Genomic DNA, 17,453 nt, shown 5'->3' on the forward strand with positions numbered 1-17,453 from the left:
AGGAGGCGCGTCGCGGGCGGCACGCCGGGTTACAGTGGGCGGATGCCGTCCTGGGTTGTCCGCGGACTCGGCATGGCCCTGCTCCATGCCGCCACCGCCGTCGCGCTCGCCAAGATCGCGGTCTTCCGGCCGACCGATCTCACCGTGATCACCGCCGTGGTGCTCGCGCTGCTGGTCGGTGCGGCCGCGCTGTGGAGCGCGCTCGACGGCTGGCTCGGCCTCGTGGACGCGGGCCGGATCTGGTTCATCGCGGCGCTGGTCGCCGGACCGGTCTCCGGCCTGCTGACCGTGATCGGCCGTGCGGTGCTCGTCGACCGCACCGGCATCAGCGAGCTCGGCTCGGCGCTGACCGGCGGCGCGGCGTTCACCGCGCTGCTGGTGCTGGTGCCGGCGGGCGCCGGACTGCTGGTGGGCCGCAGGCTCGGCACGCCCCGCCGGAGCGAACGGGCGGAAGAGGAAGCCGAGGAGGCTCAGGATCGCGGGCCCAGGGTCGAGCCGACCACGTAGCGCTCCCATTCCGGCCTGCTCACCGGTTCGGCGGTGGAGTCGTTGCGTTCCACGGCCTCCGGCACGGTGACCGGCCACAGCGTTCCGCCGTCCAGGACGAAGCCCGTGCCCAGCCCGGGCGCCCGCACCGCTCGCGCACCGGACGCCAGCCGCGCGGCGACCGGGACCTCGTCCAGCACCGGGAGACGCTCGTCGAGCACGCGGGTCGCGAGCACGGTGGCGACCGAGCGCCGGTCGACCCGCACCACCTTGCCGCCGGTCACCAGATCCATCGTGCGGGCCGGGGAGGGCATCGTGAACCCTTCCAGCACGGCGAGCGCCCGTTCCGGCTCGGCGCACGCGTCGAGACCGTGCACGTCGATGCCGAAATGGCGCAGGTCGGTCGGCGCCTTCGCCGAGCCGATCACCGTCGCGTGGACGACGTCGAGCGGGACCCGCCCGCACGGGTCGAGTGGATCGACCGGCGCGTGGCCCTGCGGCCTGCGGAGCAGGCCAGGACCCTCCTGCCACCTGCCCGGGATGACGACGGGCCGGTACGGCGTCGCGCTGAAGTCGCGGTTCCAGAAGGTGATCGTGGTGCCGCCGTCGGTCTGGTGGGCGATCGCGAACGCGTCGAGCGCGGCGACCCACATCAGGTCCGCGCTGAACGCGTCGACCAGTGAGCTCGTCCGCGGTCCGGCGGTGCCGGAGACGGGTGCGAAGCCGTCCGGCCCCAGTGCCTCGACGCCGGCGCCGAACGCGGGATCCTTCGCCCGCAGCAGGAACTGCCCGGCACCGTTCCAGCCGGCCGCGCCGCCGGTGGTGTCGGTGAACATCAGGTAGAACCAGCCGTCGAGGTAGACCGCGGCGGGCTGTCCCGCGCCGTAGCTGTTGTCCCTTCGCGTGTCCTGGGCGGGCGTGACGATCGGGCCGTCGCCCGCACGATGCCAGCTCAGCCCGTCGCTGCTGGTGGCGAGGCCGATCGCGTTGCCGACGGCGTGGTCGCCGCGCGCGCCGGTGTAGTACATGTAGTAGGTGCCGTCGACGCGGATCACCGACGGATCGCAGGTGTGCACGCCGTCGAACCCGCCCGGCTCACCGGAGAGCACCGCGCCGGGGGCTCCGCCGCCGCGGCCGGTGAACGGCCCGCCCGGTGAGTCCGCCTCGGCGTGGAGGATGTCGTCGCCGGGTGGCCGCGCGCTGCCGTACTGGCTGCACCACCACATCCGGACCCGCTCGCCGTCGGCCATCACGGTGGGGCCGTAGTTGTACACGGCGTCCGCGCCACCCGCCGCGACGACACCGGAACTGGCCCGCTCCCGGTCCACGAGGAGCGTCCGCTGACCGGGCTCCGGCGGCGCCTGCTCGACACCGCCGCCACCTCCGGGCCGCGCTCCCTCGGCCTGCGGCAGGCCGGAGCTGCAGGCCGCCGCCCCGGCGAGGGCGAGCACGGCCAGCACCGCGGCGCACAGGCGAGCCCGGCGAGCGGCATCGACCATGCTGACCGGACCTCCATCCTCCGCCACGGCACGGAAACGGGTCCGGCCTGGAACGCGTCCAGTGTACGAGTGGCTCACCCGAAAAGGTGACGGCGGTTAGCAGCATGCCTTGCTAAAGGAGTCTTTCTAAAGGTACCTTGTTAAGCATGCCCGACAAGGACGAGCGCGAGCTGATCCGCGACCCGAGGCGCCTGCGTGCCCTGGCCCATCCACTGCGCTGGGAGCTGCTCGACCTGATCGCCGCCGAGGGGACCGCCACCGCCACCCGGTGCGCGCACGTCCTCGACCAGAGCGTGGCGAGCTGCTCGTACCACCTGAACATGCTGGCCAAGTACGGCTTCGTCGAGGAGGCTGCCGGCGGTGAGGGCCGGGAGAAGCCGTGGCGGGTCACCAGCGTGAACCAGGACTTCCGGTTGTACGACCTGGAGCAGGAGGGCGTCCTCGCGGGCGAGGCGGCAGCGGGTGCCCTGGTCGACCGCGAGGCGGCGTTGCTGAAGGACCGCATCCGCCGGCACGGCCTCGAACCCGTCGAGTGGCAGCGCACGATCGGGATGATCAGCTCGAACACCTTTCTCACCGCCGACGAGCTCGCGGCGGTGCGCGAGGAGCTGATGGCGATCGTCGACCGCTACCGGGACCGGCTCACCGACCCCGACCTGCGACCCGCCGGGTCACGCGAGGTCCGGCTCTTCGCCGCGACCACCGTGGCACCCGAGCGGCCGAACCCGAGCTGAGACTGGGGGCCCGATGACCCATCCCGTGTTCACCGAGGCAGTGGTCCGGCAGAGACATGCGAACCTGCTGGCGACGGCCCACAGGGGTCGCGCCCGGCCGGTCCGCCCGCCCCGGCTCCGGAATCGCCGGCAGCGACTGGGCTGGCTGCTCGTCGAATGGGGCCTGCACCTGGCCACAAAACGACCCGCGGCCTGACGAGCTCGTGAGTGCGCACGCGAGTCAGAACTCGCGTGCGCACTCACGAGCGGGCGTTGTCGGCGAGCCATCGCAGGGCCAGCGGGTAACCGTCGACGCCGAGGCCGACGATCACGCCGGTGGCCACGTCGGAGAGCACGCTGTGGTGGCGGAACTCCTCGCGCCGGTGGACGTTCGAGATGTGCAGCTCGATCAGTGGCGCGGTCAGCTGCGCCGCGGCATCGCGAACGGCGATCGAGTAATGCGTCCACGCTCCGGCGTTGAGCACCACGGGACACCCGGCGTCGGCGGCCTCGTGGAGCCAGCCGACCAGCTCCCCCTCGTGGTCGGTCTGGCGCACCTCGACGCGCAGGCCCAGCTCGTTGCCGGCGTCGGTGCAGAGGCGTTCCAGGTCGTCGTGCGTGGTGGCGCCGTAGACGGCGGGCTCGCGCCTGCCGAGCCTGCCCAGGTTGGGCCCGTTGAGGACCAGCACGTTCACAGCAGCACTCCCCCGTTGCCGTCGGTCTCGGCCGCGATCGCCGAGTAGGCGCCGGCCAGCAGCGACGGATCAGGGCCCTCCAGCCTGCCTGGCCTGGCGAGACCGTCGAGCACCACGAACCGCAGCGTGCCGGACCGGGTCTTCTTGTCGCCGCGCATGCCCTCCAGCAACTGGGGCAGCGCGTCGGCGTCGTAGGTGGTCGGCAGCCCGAGCGCGCGCAGCACCGCGGCATGCCGGTCGGCGGTGGCGTCGTCGAGCCGCCCGGCGAGCCGCGCGAGCTCGGCCGCGAAGACCAGGCCGACGCTCACCGCCGCGCCGTGCCGCCAGCGGTAACGTTCGCGGCGCTCGATCGCGTGCGCGAGCGTGTGGCCGTAGTTGAGGATCTCCCGCGGCCCCGACTCGCGCAGGTCGGCGGCGACGACGTCGGCCTTCACCTGGATCGAGCGGCGGACCAGCTCACCGAGCACGTCGCCCTGGGTGTCGAGCGAGGCGGCCGGCTCGGCCTCGATCAGTTCGAGGATCCGGGGATCGGCGATGAACCCCGCCTTGACCACCTCGGCCATCCCGGCGACGAGCTCGTTCGGCGGCAGCGTCTCCAGCGCCGTGAGGTCGGCCAGTACGGCCGACGGTTCGTGGAACACGCCGACCAGGTTCTTGCCGGCGTCGGTGTTGATCCCGGTCTTGCCGCCGACCGCGGCGTCCACCATGCCGAGCAGCGTCGTGGGCACGTTCACCAGGCGCACGCCGCGCATCCAGGTGCCGGCGACGAACCCGGCGAGGTCGGTGACCGCACCTCCGCCGAGCGCGACGACGGCTCCCCGTCGGTCGAGGCCGATCCGGCCGAGCACCTCCCAGCAGAACGAGGCGACCGAGAACGCCTTGCCCTCCTCGGCGTCCGGGATCTCGACCCGGTGCGCGTCGAGACCCGCCCCGGCCAGTTCGGCCCGGATCGCCTCGGCGGTGGTGGTCAGGGTCGGCGGGTGGATCACCGCGATCCTCGAGGCGTCCCGTACCACCTCGGTCAGCTCGCCCAGCAGGCCGCGGCCCACCACCACCTGGTACGGCTGCGCGGTCTTCACCTCGATGCGGACCGGCTCGGTCATTGTGCTCCTTACTGCGGCTTTACTGTGGCGGCAACCGCGCCGTGATCTCGGCGACGACCTCGGCCACGCTGTGCCCGTCGGTGACCACCTCGACGGTGGCGACCTCCCGGTACACCGGCAGCCGTGCGTCCAGAAGTTCCTTGTACGTCGCCCGCGGGTTGACGCCGGCCAGCAGCGGACGGGCGCTCGACATGCCCGTCCGGCGGACTCCTTCGGCCAGCCCGACGTTGAGGAAGACGACCGTGTGCCCGATCAGCCGCTTGCGGGTCGCGGGTGACAGCACGGAGCCGCCGCCCAGCGCCAGCACGCCGTCGTGCTCGTCGAGTGCGAGGGCGACCATCTCCTCCTCCAGCGCCCGGAAGGCGGGCTCACCGTCGGTGGTGAAGATGTCCGCGATGGGCCGGCCCGCGCGCGCGACGACGTCGGCGTCCGTGTCGCGGAAACCGGCGCCGATCCGTTCGGCCAGCAGCCTTCCCACCGAGGACTTGCCCGATCCGGGCGGTCCCACGAGAACGGCGCGCGGCATCACCGACGTTCCTCCAGCGAACGCAGGTAGGAGTCGGCGTTGCGCCTGCTCTCGGCGAGCGAGTCGCCGCCGAACTTCTCCAGCGCGGCGTCGGCGAGCACGAGCGCCACCACGGATTCGAGCACGACACCGGCCCTCGGCACCGCGCACACGTCGGAACGCTGGTGGATCGCCACCGCAGGCTCCCCGGTCGCGACGTCCACCGTGGCCAGTGCGCGAGGCACCGTGGAGATCGGCTTCATCGCGACCCGGACCCGCAGCGGCTCACCGTTGGTCATCCCGCCTTCGAGACCACCGGCCCGGTTCGAGCGCCGGGTGACGCCGGTGGCACCGGAGCCGGGGTCGATCTCGTCGTGCGCCTTGCTGCCCCAGCGGCTCGCCGTGGTGAACCCGTCGCCTACCTCGATGCCCTTCATCGCCTGCACGCCCATCAGCGCGCCGGCCAGCCGCGAGTCGAGCCTGCGGTCCCAGTGCACGTGCGAGCCGAGCCCTGGCGGCAGCCCGTAGACGATCACCTCGATGACCCCGCCGACCGTGTCACCGGCTTTCCGGACCGCGTCGACCTCGGCGACCATGGCTTCGGTCGCCGCGTCGCCGAAGGCGCGGACCTGGCTCTCGTCGATCGCCGCCAGGTCGCCCGGCCCGGGCAGCGGTCCCTCCGGAGCCCGCGCGCCGCCGATGGACACCACGTGGCTGATCACCTCGGCGCCGAGCAGCTGCCGCAGATACGCCCGCGCGACGGTGCCCAGCGCCGTGCGCGACGCCGTCTCCCGTGCGCTCGCCCGCTCCAGCACGGGCCGCGCCTCGTCGAACCCGTACTTCTGCATTCCGGGCAGGTCTGCGTGACCGGGCCGGGGCCTGGTGAGCGGCTCGTTGCGGGCCAGGCCCTCCAGCTCGGCGGGATCGACCGGGTCGGCCGCCATCACCTTCTCCCACTTCGGCCACTCGGCGTTCTCGATCTGCACCGCGACCGGCCCGCCCTGCGTGCGGCCGTGCCGGACGCCGCCGACGAACTCGATCCGGTCGGTCTCGAAACCCATGCGCGGGCTCCGGCCGAAGCCGAGCCGCCTGCGCGCGAGTTGCTCGCCCACGTCGGCCGTCGTGATCTCGACCCCGGCGACCATGCCCTCGAGAACCGCGGCCAGGGCGGGGCCGTGCGATTCACCAGCGGTTATCCAGCGCAACACGCAACGATCCTGTCACGTGGGCGTGTTCTCGTTTCAGCTGCCCATGCCCACCCCCAGCCCGGCACCGGGAAACACCGCGACCAGGCAGGTGGCCGCCAGAAGACCCGGCCCGTGCGGCACCGCCCCGCGCCAGCGGCGCACGCGCAGGAGCGCCACGGCGACGGCAAGGCCCAGTGTGATCGCCGCCGCCAGGCACGCGACGACCACGAGGGCCTGCCAGCCGGTCGCGCCGAGCACCACGCCGAGGCTGCCCGACAGCTTCACATCGCCCGCGCCCAGCGCGGCGGGCGCGGCCGCGTGCACCAGGACGTGCGCACCGGCGAACAGCACGGCGGCCGGAGCGGCTCGCACGAGCAGGCCGCCACCCGGCCCCGCGGCCGCCGCGACGCCAAGTGCCGCACCCGCGAGCGGGTACGCGGGCAGGGTCAGCACGTCGGGCAGCCGCCGGTGGAGCAGATCGGCCAGCGCCAGCGGAACGGCCAGGGCGGTGACGACGAGCGGCACGGGCAGCCACCAGCCGGGCCAGCCGCCCGCACACCACCGCCAGCCCACCGCCGACCACAGCACGGCGGTGCCCGCCGCGCACCACCGGCCGGGCACGGCGGCCGGTGGCTGGGCCCGCGCAGGCACCCGGCCACCGGCCCGGCCGACGCCGAAACCGGCAAGGCCGAAGCCGGCAACGGCGAACACCAGTTCCCAGTACACCCAGCGAGCGTCCGCCCAGCTCGGCGGGCAGAGCAAGCACGAAGCGGAGCGACAGCTCCGCTCGCTCCGATCGGCCCGCGGAGATCACCCGATCGGCCGCGCCGTCACCGGGAGACCGGCAACCGGAGCACCGTGGGGCCCCCGGGCACCCGTATCTCCAGCGAACGGATCTCGGCCCGGCGCAGTGGAGTGCCCACGGACAGTTCCGCGGTGTCCTCCGGCAGCGCGTACCAGGTCGCGAGCTCGGCCGTGCCCCCGGAGCGGCGGACGGCCACCAGCACGTACTCGCCGCCCTCGCGGCCGCCGTAGCTGCACGACATCGACACCCGCGTGCCCGCAGGGGCTTCCGTCACGCTCGCGCTGGCCCGCACCGGGTAGCCGCCCAGCGAGGTCATCTCGGTACCGGCCGGTCCCTCGGCCCCGCGCGGGATGACCAGCGCGAAGACCAGCGCCAGGCAGGCCGCCACCGCGGCCACCGCGGCGGAGAGGCTCACGACCCGCCTTCGGCGCCGTTCCCGGTCCACCCTCGCCAGCAGCGCGGGAAGCACGTCGGGTCGCGGTGGCGGGAAATCCGGCCGGTCCGCCCCGGCCAGCAGCCCTGGCAGCCCGGCCAGCTCCCGCACCGAGCGCGCGCACGCGTCGCATCCGCGCAGGTGCTCCTCGAAGGCCGCGCGGTCCTCCGGGGACAGCGCACCGAGCACGTAGGCGGCGTCGAACGTGGCGAACGGGTCGGTCCGCGACCCGGACTGTTCGTTCATCTGGTCACGCCCCTCTCCTCGAGCACCAGCCGCAGCGCACGCAGCGCGTAGTGCGTCCGGGACTTGACCGTCCCCTCCGCCACGCCGAGACGGACCGCCGCGTCCGCGACCGAGAGGCCCTGGAAGTAGCACAGCGACAGGACCTCCCGGTGCCGCAGGGAGAGCTCGCCGAGCGCGTCGGCGACGAGCCAGCCCTGCACGGCCCGTTCGGTGCCGTCCGGCACCGACAGCTCGGGCGGCGCGTCGGTGGTCACCTCGGAGCGGGCGGCCGCCGAGCGCCAGCCGTCGATGGCGATGCGGCGGGCGACGGTGAACAGCCACGCGCGCGCCGAGCCCTGTGACTGGTCCAGCACCCTCGGATGGCGCCACGCCCGCAACAGCGTCTCCTGCACGACGTCCTCGGCCCGCGCGCGGTCCCCCGAGGTGAGGTGCAGCGCGTAGGACCAGAGAGCGGCCGAGTGCTCGTCGTGCAGCTCACGCATCAACCGCGACTCGGCCGCCTCGCTCACGTCCGCCTGCCCTCCCGCACGAAGAGCAGGGCGATGCCGAAGACGATGCAGGCGGCCTCGGTGATCACGCCCCAGAGCTCGGCCTGGGTCCGGAACTGCTCCTGCACACCGAAGAACCCGACCGTGAGCGACAGCACGTAGGCGAGCAGCGTGGCCGCGCCGAACCCGACGGCCGCGAGCGCGGGCAGCCAGTGCCGCCACGCGAGCACGCCGATCGCGATCACCACCCCGGCAACCACGTTGACCAGGAACAACGGCCCGACGACCGCCGTGTCGCGCGCCCAGTCGAGCCAGACGACCAGATGCACCCACGCCGAGCCGAGCAGTCCGAGGACCACCAGCAGCCGCAACACCCAGCCGACCATCATTCGCTCCCGCCGTTCGAGAAACCCGGATCACCGCACCCCTGAACACGATGTAGACCACGGCCGGGTTCAATCCGCAAGTGCGATTGAACCGGATGGGCGGCCGCCTCGTGTCCACACACATGACTGACCGATCCCACACCCGCCGCACCGTCCTCACCACCGGAGCCGCCGTCGCCGGCGTGGCCGCGGGCGGCGCCGCACTGGCCGCCTGTGGAAACGGCGGCGACACGTCCTCGTCCGGCTACGGCGACTCCGGCGGGGGCGACAGCCCCGCACCGGCCGCCGACCAGCCCCTCGCCGCGCTCAGCGACGTCCCCGTCGGCCAGGGGAAGGCCGTCACGACGCCGGACGGCCAGGACGCGATCGTCTCCAGGCCCGACGAGACGACCGTGGCCGGCTTCAGCGCGGTCTGCACACACCAGGGCTGCAAGGTCACCCCCGAGGGCGCCGAGCTGAAGTGCCCTTGCCACGGCTCGGTGTTCGACGCCTTCACCGGCGAGGTGAAGAACGGCCCGGCCAGCGAGCCGCTGCCCGCGGTCAACGTCAAGATCGAGAACGAGCAGATCGTCACCGCCTGACGGCCGTCGCCGTGAGCGCGGGCCGACGGGGGTGCTCCCGGGGATGGAGCACCCCCGTCAGCCCGACCAGGTGAAGACCTCGTCGCCGGCCCCGACGCCCGTGCCGGGCCGCAGCCCGGACAGCGCGTCCTCCGCGGCGTCGAGCGCGACGACCGGCACGATCGGCGAGTAGCCCGCGGCGCTCACGGCGTCCGGATCCCAGCCGACGATCGGCTGCCCTGCGCGCACCGACTCCCCCTGCACCACGTGCAGCGTGAAGCCCTCGCCCTTCTGCTTCACCGTGTCGATGCCCAGGTGCACGAGCACCGCGCGGCCGTCCTCGCCCGCCACGACGAACGCGTGCGGGTGCAGCGTCGCGATCGTGCCGTCGATGGGCGCCACGGCTGCCACGATGCCGCCGCGCCCGCCTTCCGGCCGCACCGCGATCCCGGGCCCCACCATCGCCTGCGCGAACACCGGATCCGGTACCTCGCCCAGCGCCAGCGTCGTGCCCGCGACCGGGCTCCCCACCGGCAGGTTCACATCAGGTCCTGGATGTCGGAGGCGATCGTGTCCGCCTCCGGTCCCACGATCACCTGAACGACGTCCCCGGCCCGCACCACGCCGTGCGCGCCTGCCTTCTTCAGCGCCGCCTCGTCGACCACCGAGCCGTCCTCCAGCTCGCAGCGCAGCCGGGTGATGCAGCCTTCGATGTCGATGATGTTCCCGGCGCCGCCGAGCGCCGCCAGGATCTTCTCCGGCCTGTCGTCCGCCATCGCGGCCTCCTGAATCGTTCGGTTACGGAGCACGAACCCGTAACGGTGGTTGACACCCGATCGGATAGCGGAGCATTCTGCCCCATCATCAAATGGTCTAGACCGGAACGTACCAATCCCCGCCCCAGGACGCGAGTACGGAGGTGCCCGTGGATACCGCAGCCGGTGCCCGCATCTCCGTCGACCGGGTCGTGGACGGGCCGACCCCGAAACACGCCCAGCTCAGGGAGATCCTGCGGCGCATGGTGGAGCGGGAGCTCCCGCCCGGCTCCCCCATCCCGTCGGAGCGGGAGCTCGCCGAGCGCTACGCGGTCTCCCGGCTCACCGTGCGCTCGGCGATCGGCAGGCTCGTCGACGAGGGCCTGCTGTCCCGGGTGCGCGGCAAGGGAACCTTCACCGCCAGCAGGCGGATGGAGCTCCAGCTCTACCTGATGTCGTTCACCGCGGACATGCGCCGCCGCGGGCTGGCACCGGCCACCGAGGTGCTCACCACGGCGACGGAGCAACCACCCGCGGCCACGTCGAAGGCGCTGCGGCTCGGCCGGAGCGAGGCTGCATACCGGCTGCACCGGCTGCGCAGGGCGGACGGCGTGCCGCTCGCGGTCGAGCGCGGCTGGTACCGCCCGCACGCGGTGCCCGGGCTGCTGGAGCTGGACCTGAGCCAGTCGCTCTACGCCCAGCTCGCGCAGCGCTACGGGATCCGCTTCGACAACGCGTGGCAGACGGTCCGGGCGGAGTCCGCGGACCGGGAAACCGCACGGCTGCTCGAAATCCGCACCGGCAGCCCGCTGCTCGTCTTCCGCCGGATCTCCAGCGTGCGCGGAGAGCCGGTTGAGGACATGACGTCCTGGTACCGGGGAGATCACTACCAGGTGACCGTGCAACTGGACCGGAGCTCCCCGGACTCCGGCCGCCTTCCGAAACATGGAGGTACCCGATGAGCAATGACGAGCGGAGCGCGGGCTCGCTCCGTTTAACGCGGCGCGAGCGTGCCTCATGGCAGTCCTCGCGCGACGCGGCACGAGCAGAGGGAGGACGGTCATGAGCACACCCACCAAAACGGAGTCGAAGGGCAGGAAGAAGAAGGGCTTCGCCGGGCTGCAGCGCTTCGGCCGCAGCCTGATGCTGCCCATCGCCACCCTGCCCGCCGCCGGTCTGCTGTCCCGGCTCGGTGCCGCCGACATGCTGGGCGAGGACGGGCTCGGCTGGAACCGGGTGGCCGAGGTCCTCGCCGCGGCGGGCGGCGGCCTGTTCAGCTGGCTGCCTCTGCTGTTCGCGGTCGGCATCGCGGTCGGCTTCGCGCGCAAGGGCGACGGCTCCACCGGCGTCGCCGCGGTGGTCGGCTGGGTCGTGTTCAACCAGGTCGTACAGGTCTTCGCGCCCATCGACTCGGTCGAGGGCTTCGATCCGGCCTGGTACCTACAGCCGACCAAATGGCCCTACAGCGTGCTCTCCGGTGTCGTCGTCGGCCTCGTGACGGCGAAGCTGTGGGAACGGTTCCACCGCATCAAGCTGCCGCAGTACCTGGCCTTCTTCGGCGGGCGCCGGTTCGTGCCGATCATCAACTCGTTCGCGCTGCTGCTGCTCGGTGTCGTGTTCGGCCTGATCTTCCCGGTCATCGACGCCGGCATGCAGAACCTCGGCGAGGCGGTCACCAGCGACGCCGTCGTCGGCGGCGGGATCTACGGCATGCTGAACCGGCTGCTCATCCCGCTCGGGCTGCACCACCTGCTCAACGTGCCCGTGTGGCTGATCTTCGACGGCGGCGACATCCCCAACTTCTTCGCCGGTGACCCGGAGGCCGGTGCCTTCATGACCGGGTTCTTCCCGATCTTCATGTTCGCACTGCCCGCCGCGGCACTGGCGATCTGGCAGACCGCACGGCCGAGCCAGAAGAAGATCGTCGGCGGCATCATGATGGCGGCCGCGCTGACGTCGTTCATCACCGGCGTCACCGAGCCGCTCGAGTTCTCGTTCATGTTCGTCGCCTGGCCGCTGTACCTGATCCACGCGGTGCTCACCGGGATCTCGCTGGCACTGGTCAACGCGCTGGACATCCACCTCGGCTTCTCCTTCTCCGCGGGAGCGATCGACTTCCTGCTGAACTCGGGGGCGGCCGCCGCGAACAAGGCCTGGCTGCTGATCCCGATCGGCCTCGGCTACGCGGTGATCTACTACTTCCTCTTCCGCTGGGTGATCATCAAGTGGAACCTCCGCACGCCTGGCCGGGAGGAGGACGAGGAGATCGAGGCCGCCGAGACGCCCCGCGATCCGGTGCAGAAGGCCGAGCCGGCCGAGAGGGTCGAGAAGGCCGAGAAGACCGAGGAAGGCCGACAGGGGCCGGACGGCGCCAAATCCTAGAAAGGCTCGAGAGATGCCGCAACGAACGGTCACCGTGGCGAGCAAGGTCGGCCTGCACGCGCGGCCGGCGGCGCTCGTCGCCAAGGCCGCCGCAGCACAGCCGGTGACCATCACGATCGCCAAGAACGGTGGCAGCCCCGTCCCCGCGGGCAGCGTCCTCAACCTGATGACGCTCGGCGCCGGCCACGGTGACGAGGTGGTGCTCTCCGCCGACGGCGAGGGCGCGCAACAGGCCCTCGACGAGGTCGCCGAGCTCATCGCGGCCGACCTCGACGAGTGACCAACCGGTTCCCCGGTGCCGCACGGCGCCGGGGAACCGGCGCGGGCGTGTGGGCCGGGGCAGCGGCGGGTATCCGGCCGGTATGGAACGACGGCACGACCGGCCTCGCGCCCGCGAGGAGTACGAGCGGGGCCTGCCCGACTACCACGACCCGACCGGCGGCTTCGGCGGCGCCGCACCGGCCTACAGCGCGCTGACGCTGCGCATCATCCTGTCCGCGGTCGCCGTCGTACTCTCCGTCGGAGGGGCGGTCGTGTTCGCCGTCGCGGGAATCCTGTGGGGCACGGCGCTGCTCTGCGTGCTCGCCGTCGGGAGTGCGATCGACCTCGGATGGGTCATCCATCGCAAGCGCCGGGGCGAACCCGGCTGACACGCGAGGAGGAGTCAGCACATGATGCGGTGGAGCGCTACCGCCAGCGAGACCTTCGCCGACCGGCGTGCCGCGGGCCGCAGGCTGGCGGAGTTGCTGGGCGAGCGGGACTGGGCGGAGCCCGTCGTACTGGGCCTGGCCCGCGGCGGGGTCCCGGTCGCCGCGGAGATCGCCGCCGAGCTGGACGCGCCCCTGGACGTTGCCGTGTCGCGCAAGATCGGCGCACCCGGCCACCCCGAGTTCGGTGTCGGCGCGGTCACCGCGGAGGGCCCGGCCATCTACGACGAGCGCAGCATCCGCATGCTCGGCCTCACGCCGGAGGCGCTGGAAAAGGCCTGCGAGCAGGAGCGTGCGGAGGCCCGCCGCAGAGTGGACCGCTACCTGCAGGGTCGCGACCCCGTGCGGGTCGAGGGACGCGACGTCATCGTCGTGGACGACGGCCTGGCCACCGGTGTCACCGCCACCGCGGCGTTGCGCGCGCTGCGGGCCGAGGGGCCGCGCCGGCTCGTGCTCGCGGCCCCGGTCTGCGCGGCTCAGGCGGCCGCCGGGCTGCGCGAGGAGGCGGACGAGGTCGTCTGCGCGGGCGAGCCGGAGGAGTTCCGCGCCGTCGGCCAGTGGTACGGCGACTTCCGGCAGACCACCGACGAGGAGGTGGTCCGGCTCCTCGCCGACGCCCGCGACCGCAGCCCCGGAGTGTGACCCATGACAGCGCCCTTCGTCCTCAACACGGAGACCACGTCCCTGCGCGGCGACCTGACGTTGCCCGCCGACGCGGCCGGGGTGGTCGCGTTCGCCCACGGCTCGGGCAGCTCCCGGCACAGCCCGCGCAACGTCGCCGTGGCCAGGACCCTGCAGGACTACCGGCTTGGCACGTTGCTGTTCGACCTGCTGAGCCCCGAGGAGGAGCGGATCGACGCGGCCACCGCCGAGCTGCGGTTCGACGTGCCGCTGCTCGCCGGGCGGCTGACCGACGCGGTGGACGAGCTCGCGCGGCACCGCGACACCGCCGGCCTCCCGCTCGGCCTCTTCGGTGCGAGCACCGGCGCCGCCGCCGCGCTGACGGCCGCGGCCCGGCGGCCCCGGGAGGTGCGTGCGGTCGTCTCCCGCGGCGGCCGTCCCGACCTGGCCGGAGAGTCGCTCGGGGGCGTCGTCAGCCCGGTGCTGCTCATCGTCGGCGAACGCGACGAGCAGGTGCTGCGGCTCAACGAGCAGGCCGCGGCGCAGCTGTCGGGGACACAGCGGATCGAGGTCGTACCCGGCGCGACGCACCTGTTCGAGGAGCGGGGTGCCCTGGAACAGGTGGCCGAGCTCGCCGCGAGCTGGTTCGGCACGCACCTCACCGCGACCTGAGCCGCCCCCCTTCGTAGGGTGGGGCCATGGACAGTGTGCGGTTGATCGAACAGTGGCCGGTGGACAACGCCGCGGCGGCGGTGGTGAGCGCCGACGGCACGGTGCTCGGCAGGCACGGTGACGGCACGCGGGTGTTCCGCCTGGCCTCGGTCACGAAGCTGTTCACCGCCTACACCGCCCTGATCGCCATCGAGGAGGGCGTCGTCGAGCTCGACACGCCGGCCGGGCCGGAGGGCTCGACGATCCGCCACCTGCTCGCGCACACGGCCGGGCTGGCCTTCGACGAGGACCGGGTGCTGGCCGAGCCCGGGCAGCGCCGGATGTACTCCAACGCCGGCTTCCAGTGGCTGGCCGACGCGCTCGCCGAGCACTCCGGCATCGGCTTCAAGGCATACCAGGACGAGGCCCTGTTCCAGCCGCTGCGACTGGAGAACACCCGGCTGGACGGCTCGCCCGGCGCGGGCGCGGTGTCCACACTGGACGATCTCGTCCTGTTCTCCGCCGAGCTGCAGCGTCCCAAGCTGCTCTCGCCGGACACGCTCGCCACCGCAACGCGGGTCGCTTTCCCCGGCGTCACGGGCGTCCTCCCCGGCTTCGGTCACCAGAAGCCCAACGACTGGGGGCTGGGCTTCGAGATCCGGGACGGCAAGAGTCCACACTGGACCGGCGAGAACAGCTCACCACGCACGTTCGGCCACTTCGGACAGTCCGGCACCTTCCTGTGGGTCGACCCGGACGCCGGTGCCGCGTGCATCGCGCTGACCGACCGGGACTTCGGCCCGTGGGCCGCGCAGGCATGGCCCGCCTTCACCGACGCCGTGCTCGCCGAGCTGCGCCGGTAGCGATCACGGCCGCAGGACGCGGACCGGCGATCCGGCCTGATACGCCGCGATGTCGTCGACGGCGTCGCCGTAGAAGATCTCGTACACGTCCCGGGTCACATAGCCGATGTGCGGTGTGAGCACGGTGTTCGGCAGCGACCGCAGCGGGTGCTCGGCCGGCAGCGGCTCGGTGCCGTACACGTCGAGCGCGGCGCCGCCGATCCGGGTCGTGCGCAGCGCGTCCAGCAGCGCGGCCTCGTCCACGATCGGGCCGCGGGAGGTGTTCACCAGCCACGCGGTCGGTTTCATGGCGGCCAGCTCGTCGGCGCCCAGCAGGCCGCGGGTGCGCTCGCTCAGCACCAGGTGGATCGAGAGCACGTCGGACTCGCGCAGCAGCTCCTCCTTGGACACCGCGGTGACGTCGTGCTCGTCCGCCCGTTCCCGGGTGAGGTTCTGGCTCCAGGCGATGGTCCGCATGCCGAACGCCTGGCCGACCCGCGCGACGCGTGAGCCCAGCCTGCCCAGCCCGAGCAGCCCGAGGGTCGCGCCGTGCAGGCTGGTGCCGACCGTGTGCTGCCAGCCGCCGGCGCGGACGGAGCGCTCCTCCTCCGGCAGATGGCGCATCGCGGCGAGGATCAGCGCCCAGGTGTGCTCCGCGGTCGGGTGCGGCAGGTAGCCGGTGCCGGAGACGACGATCCCGAGCCGGTCCGCGGCCGCCACGTCGATGGCCGCGTTGCGCTGGCCGGTGGTCACCAGCAGGCGCAGATCAGGCAGCCGCTCCAGCAGTTCCGCGGGGAACGGTGTGCGTTCCCGCATCGCGACGACCACCTCGAAGCCGGCGAGCCGCCGGACCAGCTCGTCCCGGTCGGCGATGTGCTCGGTGAACACCACGGTCTCCGCATCGAGCCTGCCCCAGTCGGCGAGGCCGAGTGCGACGTCCTGGTAGTCGTCCAGAATGGCGATCTTCATGCCGCCAACGCTAAGGCACGAGCACGTCGACGCGGACCAGGTGGTGGTCCGAGGCGTCGTTCAGCCGCACCATCGGCGTACCGGGGACCGGCCAGAAGACGCCGTCGCCGCGCACCACGAGCCCCCGGGAGGGCAGCACGTAGTCGACCCGCAGGTTGCCCGGTGCGGCGTCGTTGAAGTCGGCGGTGTCCAGCCGCGAATCGCCGCGGTGCTCCGCGTTCGCCCCGCCCTGTTGCCGTGCGGCGACGGCCGCGCCCATGCTGGCCGGCCGTGTGTCGTGCACCCGAGGCGCGCGCAGCAGCCGGTCGATGGCGCCGGGGACGCTGTCGCCGTCGACCGGGTCGGAGTTGTAGTCACCCGCGATCACGAACCGCTCGCCCGCGCCGAGGCCACCGCGGCGGCCGGTGTCGTCGTAGATGTAGCCGCCCCTTCCGGGGGTGACGTAGTCGGCCCAGAAGCGGATCTCGTCGTGGTTGCGGGTGCCGTTGCGGTCCTCGGGGCCGTCGAACGTGGGTGGCGTCGGATGCGCCGCAAGCAGGTGGACGTCGCGCCTGCCGATACGGATCGGCACGTCCCAGTGCGACTTGGACGACAGGCGCAGCACGTCGAGCGCTTCCGGCGGGTACCAGTCGCGCGGTGCCGGCGTCGCGGGATCGTCCGGCAGCAGCGCGCCCGGCATGTCCCGCCAGCGGAACCGCTGGAACGTGCGGACCTTCGCGGTGTCGATCGGGTACTTCGAGAGCACCAGCATCCCGTACTGGCCCTCGAACAGGCCGAAACCGTGGGCGTCGTTGCCGCCGCCGACCGTGCCGTTGCGGTCGAGGTCGAACCCGGTCGGGACCCCGGTGTTCACCGGCGCGGTGAACGCGTACGGGTAGTCGATGGGCCGCGCGCCGTTCTGCGGCCGCGCCAGATAGTTGCGGCGGAACGCGTCGGCGGCGGCGCCACCGGGCACGTAGTCGAACTCGTTGAGCAGCAGCACGTCCGGCCGGTTGCGCTGGATCACCTCGGCGATCGCGGCGGCCTGCCCGTCGCCCGGCGCGGACAGGTCCGCGAGCAGCTCTCCTTCCGTGCCACGGTTCAGCGACGCGTTGAACGTCGCGAATCGCGCGTCCGGCGCCGGTTTGGCGCCGACGGCGGGCGCGGCGGTCAGCGTCAGCACGGCGGCGAAGAGGATCGGCAGGCACATACGTCTCCGAGGCACGCAGCCACCCTACGCATCCAGGGCGGCCCCTGACATGAGCGCGAGGTGAACAGTCGCCATGGGCATCAGCCTGGTCGGCCCGCATGTCGGAACCCCGATCATCGCGGCGACCAAGAAGGAGGGCGAGCGGGTTCTTCGGACCCGTTCTCTCCCGTATACCGACCAGGACGTTGTCGCGACTGCTCCGTTGGTGTTGTAGCTGGCTACATTGCCGGT

General features: G+C 72.7%; 23 protein-coding genes. 10 read left to right on the top strand and 13 right to left on the bottom strand.

Annotated features, from left to right (window positions below; all coding sequences use genetic code 11):
- Positions 1 to 42: 42 nt before the first annotated feature.
- The gene (locus JAP66_RS19250; protein ID WP_199433167.1) at positions 43 to 507 is read left to right on the top strand and encodes a B-4DMT family transporter; all 465 of its coding nucleotides are present in this window, start codon (positions 43 to 45) and stop codon (positions 505 to 507) included.
- Here the strand turns inward: JAP66_RS19250 and JAP66_RS19255 are convergent.
- The gene (locus tag JAP66_RS19255) at positions 471 to 1,985 is read right to left on the bottom strand and encodes a glycoside hydrolase family protein (protein WP_199433168.1); all 1,515 of its coding nucleotides are present in this window, start codon (positions 1,983 to 1,985) and stop codon (positions 471 to 473) included. The genes JAP66_RS19250 and JAP66_RS19255 overlap by 37 nt on opposite strands.
- A 146-nt stretch (positions 1,986 to 2,131) precedes the next feature.
- Between JAP66_RS19255 and JAP66_RS19260 the strand changes: the two genes are divergently transcribed.
- Positions 2,132 to 2,719: an ArsR/SmtB family transcription factor gene (locus tag JAP66_RS19260; RefSeq protein WP_199433169.1), complete on the top strand. Its 588-nt coding sequence runs from the start codon at positions 2,132 to 2,134 to the stop codon at positions 2,717 to 2,719.
- A 239-nt stretch (positions 2,720 to 2,958) separates the two neighbouring features.
- Here the strand turns inward: JAP66_RS19260 and aroQ are convergent, their stop codons facing one another.
- From aroQ to JAP66_RS19300, 8 genes are all read right to left on the bottom strand, one after another.
- A complete protein-coding gene (aroQ, locus tag JAP66_RS19265) occupies positions 2,959 to 3,393 on the bottom strand; it encodes a type II 3-dehydroquinate dehydratase (RefSeq protein WP_199433170.1) in 435 nt (144 codons plus the stop codon).
- Positions 3,390 to 4,496, bottom strand: a complete 1,107-nt coding sequence (gene aroB / locus JAP66_RS19270; protein ID WP_199433171.1) for a 3-dehydroquinate synthase — start codon at positions 4,494 to 4,496, stop codon at positions 3,390 to 3,392. The genes aroQ and aroB overlap by 4 nt, the downstream gene beginning before the upstream one ends.
- Positions 4,497 to 4,515: 19 nt before the next feature.
- Entirely contained in the window at positions 4,516 to 5,025 is a 510-nt protein-coding gene (locus tag JAP66_RS19275; RefSeq protein ID WP_443706211.1) for a shikimate kinase, read from the bottom strand.
- Positions 5,022 to 6,209: a chorismate synthase gene (aroC, locus tag JAP66_RS19280; RefSeq protein ID WP_199433173.1), complete on the bottom strand. Its 1,188-nt coding sequence runs from the start codon at positions 6,207 to 6,209 to the stop codon at positions 5,022 to 5,024. Before aroC ends, JAP66_RS19275 begins: the two co-directional genes overlap by 4 nt.
- A gap of 33 nt (positions 6,210 to 6,242) precedes the next feature.
- Positions 6,243 to 6,914, bottom strand: coding sequence for a prepilin peptidase (locus JAP66_RS19285; protein WP_307849623.1), 672 nt, complete (start codon positions 6,912 to 6,914; stop codon positions 6,243 to 6,245).
- A gap of 104 nt (positions 6,915 to 7,018) precedes the next feature.
- Entirely contained in the window at positions 7,019 to 7,672 is a 654-nt protein-coding gene (locus JAP66_RS19290) for an anti-sigma factor family protein (RefSeq protein WP_199433174.1), read from the bottom strand.
- Positions 7,669 to 8,181, bottom strand: a complete 513-nt coding sequence (locus JAP66_RS19295; RefSeq protein WP_199433175.1) for a sigma-70 family RNA polymerase sigma factor — start codon at positions 8,179 to 8,181, stop codon at positions 7,669 to 7,671. The genes JAP66_RS19290 and JAP66_RS19295 overlap by 4 nt, the downstream gene beginning before the upstream one ends.
- A complete protein-coding gene (locus tag JAP66_RS19300) occupies positions 8,178 to 8,546 on the bottom strand; it encodes a hypothetical protein (protein ID WP_199433176.1) in 369 nt (122 codons plus the stop codon). The genes JAP66_RS19295 and JAP66_RS19300 overlap by 4 nt, the downstream gene beginning before the upstream one ends.
- A gap of 122 nt (positions 8,547 to 8,668) precedes the next feature.
- Here JAP66_RS19300 and JAP66_RS19305 point away from each other — a divergent pair, with 122 nt between their 5' ends.
- The gene (locus JAP66_RS19305; RefSeq protein ID WP_199433177.1) at positions 8,669 to 9,127 is read left to right on the top strand and encodes a Rieske (2Fe-2S) protein; all 459 of its coding nucleotides are present in this window, start codon (positions 8,669 to 8,671) and stop codon (positions 9,125 to 9,127) included.
- Between the two features lie 57 nt (positions 9,128 to 9,184).
- Here JAP66_RS19305 and JAP66_RS19310 read toward each other — a convergent pair whose 3' ends face one another.
- Both JAP66_RS19310 and JAP66_RS19315 read right to left on the bottom strand, forming a co-directional pair.
- Positions 9,185 to 9,649, bottom strand: a complete 465-nt coding sequence (locus JAP66_RS19310) for a PTS sugar transporter subunit IIA (RefSeq protein ID WP_199433178.1) — start codon at positions 9,647 to 9,649, stop codon at positions 9,185 to 9,187.
- Positions 9,646 to 9,882: a PTS sugar transporter subunit IIB gene (locus JAP66_RS19315; RefSeq protein ID WP_199433179.1), complete on the bottom strand. Its 237-nt coding sequence runs from the start codon at positions 9,880 to 9,882 to the stop codon at positions 9,646 to 9,648. The genes JAP66_RS19310 and JAP66_RS19315 overlap by 4 nt, the downstream gene beginning before the upstream one ends.
- 149 nt (positions 9,883 to 10,031) lie before the next feature.
- Between JAP66_RS19315 and JAP66_RS19320 the strand changes: the two genes are divergently transcribed.
- From JAP66_RS19320 to JAP66_RS19350, 7 genes are all read left to right on the top strand, one after another.
- Positions 10,032 to 10,823 (top strand): GntR family transcriptional regulator, encoded by a 792-nt coding sequence (locus JAP66_RS19320; RefSeq protein WP_307849624.1) that lies wholly within the window; start codon positions 10,032 to 10,034, stop codon positions 10,821 to 10,823.
- A 100-nt stretch (positions 10,824 to 10,923) separates the two neighbouring features.
- A complete protein-coding gene (locus JAP66_RS19325; RefSeq protein ID WP_199433180.1) occupies positions 10,924 to 12,243 on the top strand; it encodes a PTS transporter subunit EIIC in 1,320 nt (439 codons plus the stop codon).
- A 13-nt stretch (positions 12,244 to 12,256) separates the two neighbouring features.
- Positions 12,257 to 12,523, top strand: a complete 267-nt coding sequence (locus JAP66_RS19330) for an HPr family phosphocarrier protein (protein WP_199433181.1) — start codon at positions 12,257 to 12,259, stop codon at positions 12,521 to 12,523.
- An 82-nt stretch (positions 12,524 to 12,605) separates the two neighbouring features.
- Positions 12,606 to 12,893: a DUF6343 family protein gene (locus JAP66_RS19335; RefSeq protein WP_199433182.1), complete on the top strand. Its 288-nt coding sequence runs from the start codon at positions 12,606 to 12,608 to the stop codon at positions 12,891 to 12,893.
- 24 nt (positions 12,894 to 12,917) lie between these two features.
- Positions 12,918 to 13,592, top strand: a complete 675-nt coding sequence (locus JAP66_RS19340; protein WP_372448988.1) for a phosphoribosyltransferase — start codon at positions 12,918 to 12,920, stop codon at positions 13,590 to 13,592.
- 3 nt (positions 13,593 to 13,595) lie between these two features.
- Positions 13,596 to 14,243 carry a dienelactone hydrolase family protein gene (locus tag JAP66_RS19345; RefSeq protein ID WP_199433184.1) on the top strand — a complete coding sequence of 216 codons (648 nt, stop codon included), beginning with the start codon at positions 13,596 to 13,598 and terminating at the stop codon, positions 14,241 to 14,243.
- A gap of 26 nt (positions 14,244 to 14,269) precedes the next feature.
- The gene (locus JAP66_RS19350) at positions 14,270 to 15,085 is read left to right on the top strand and encodes a serine hydrolase domain-containing protein (protein ID WP_199433185.1); all 816 of its coding nucleotides are present in this window, start codon (positions 14,270 to 14,272) and stop codon (positions 15,083 to 15,085) included.
- A 3-nt stretch (positions 15,086 to 15,088) separates the two neighbouring features.
- Here JAP66_RS19350 and JAP66_RS19355 read toward each other — a convergent pair whose 3' ends face one another.
- Positions 15,089 to 16,033: a D-2-hydroxyacid dehydrogenase family protein gene (locus tag JAP66_RS19355; protein ID WP_199433186.1), complete on the bottom strand. Its 945-nt coding sequence runs from the start codon at positions 16,031 to 16,033 to the stop codon at positions 15,089 to 15,091.
- A 10-nt stretch (positions 16,034 to 16,043) separates the two neighbouring features.
- Positions 16,044 to 17,222, bottom strand: a complete 1,179-nt coding sequence (locus JAP66_RS19360; protein ID WP_199433208.1) for an endonuclease/exonuclease/phosphatase family protein — start codon at positions 17,220 to 17,222, stop codon at positions 16,044 to 16,046.
- Positions 17,223 to 17,453: the final 231 nt, after the last annotated feature.

The sequence above is a fragment of the Qaidamihabitans albus genome, assembly GCF_016464705.1.
Taxonomy (GTDB): Bacteria; Actinomycetota; Actinomycetes; order Mycobacteriales; family Pseudonocardiaceae; genus Qaidamihabitans; species Qaidamihabitans albus.

What these genes read in the sequence shown, in the direction of transcription:
- JAP66_RS19345 (WP_199433184.1), top strand. Translation starts at nt 13,596, where the DNA reads ATGACAGCGCCCTTCGTCCTCAACACGGAGACCACGTCCCTGCGCGGC.
- JAP66_RS19330 (WP_199433181.1), top strand. Translation starts at nt 12,257, where the DNA reads ATGCCGCAACGAACGGTCACCGTGGCGAGCAAGGTCGGCCTGCACGCG.
- aroB (WP_199433171.1), bottom strand. Translation starts at nt 4,496, where the DNA reads ATGACCGAGCCGGTCCGCATCGAGGTGAAGACCGCGCAGCCGTACCAG.
- JAP66_RS19325 (WP_199433180.1), top strand. Translation starts at nt 10,924, where the DNA reads ATGAGCACACCCACCAAAACGGAGTCGAAGGGCAGGAAGAAGAAGGGC.
- JAP66_RS19355 (WP_199433186.1), bottom strand. Translation starts at nt 16,033, where the DNA reads ATGAAGATCGCCATTCTGGACGACTACCAGGACGTCGCACTCGGCCTC.
- JAP66_RS19340 (WP_372448988.1), top strand. Translation starts at nt 12,918, where the DNA reads ATGCGGTGGAGCGCTACCGCCAGCGAGACCTTCGCCGACCGGCGTGCC.
- JAP66_RS19305 (WP_199433177.1), top strand. Translation starts at nt 8,669, where the DNA reads ATGACTGACCGATCCCACACCCGCCGCACCGTCCTCACCACCGGAGCC.
- JAP66_RS19290 (WP_199433174.1), bottom strand. Translation starts at nt 7,672, where the DNA reads ATGAACGAACAGTCCGGGTCGCGGACCGACCCGTTCGCCACGTTCGAC.
- JAP66_RS19335 (WP_199433182.1), top strand. Translation starts at nt 12,606, where the DNA reads ATGGAACGACGGCACGACCGGCCTCGCGCCCGCGAGGAGTACGAGCGG.
- JAP66_RS19350 (WP_199433185.1), top strand. Translation starts at nt 14,270, where the DNA reads ATGGACAGTGTGCGGTTGATCGAACAGTGGCCGGTGGACAACGCCGCG.
- JAP66_RS19315 (WP_199433179.1), bottom strand. Translation starts at nt 9,882, where the DNA reads ATGGCGGACGACAGGCCGGAGAAGATCCTGGCGGCGCTCGGCGGCGCC.
- JAP66_RS19250 (WP_199433167.1), top strand. Translation starts at nt 43, where the DNA reads ATGCCGTCCTGGGTTGTCCGCGGACTCGGCATGGCCCTGCTCCATGCC.
- JAP66_RS19300 (WP_199433176.1), bottom strand. Translation starts at nt 8,546, where the DNA reads ATGGTCGGCTGGGTGTTGCGGCTGCTGGTGGTCCTCGGACTGCTCGGC.
- JAP66_RS19260 (WP_199433169.1), top strand. Translation starts at nt 2,132, where the DNA reads ATGCCCGACAAGGACGAGCGCGAGCTGATCCGCGACCCGAGGCGCCTG.
- JAP66_RS19255 (WP_199433168.1), bottom strand. Translation starts at nt 1,985, where the DNA reads ATGGTCGATGCCGCTCGCCGGGCTCGCCTGTGCGCCGCGGTGCTGGCC.
- JAP66_RS19360 (WP_199433208.1), bottom strand. Translation starts at nt 17,222, where the DNA reads ATGTGCCTGCCGATCCTCTTCGCCGCCGTGCTGACGCTGACCGCCGCG.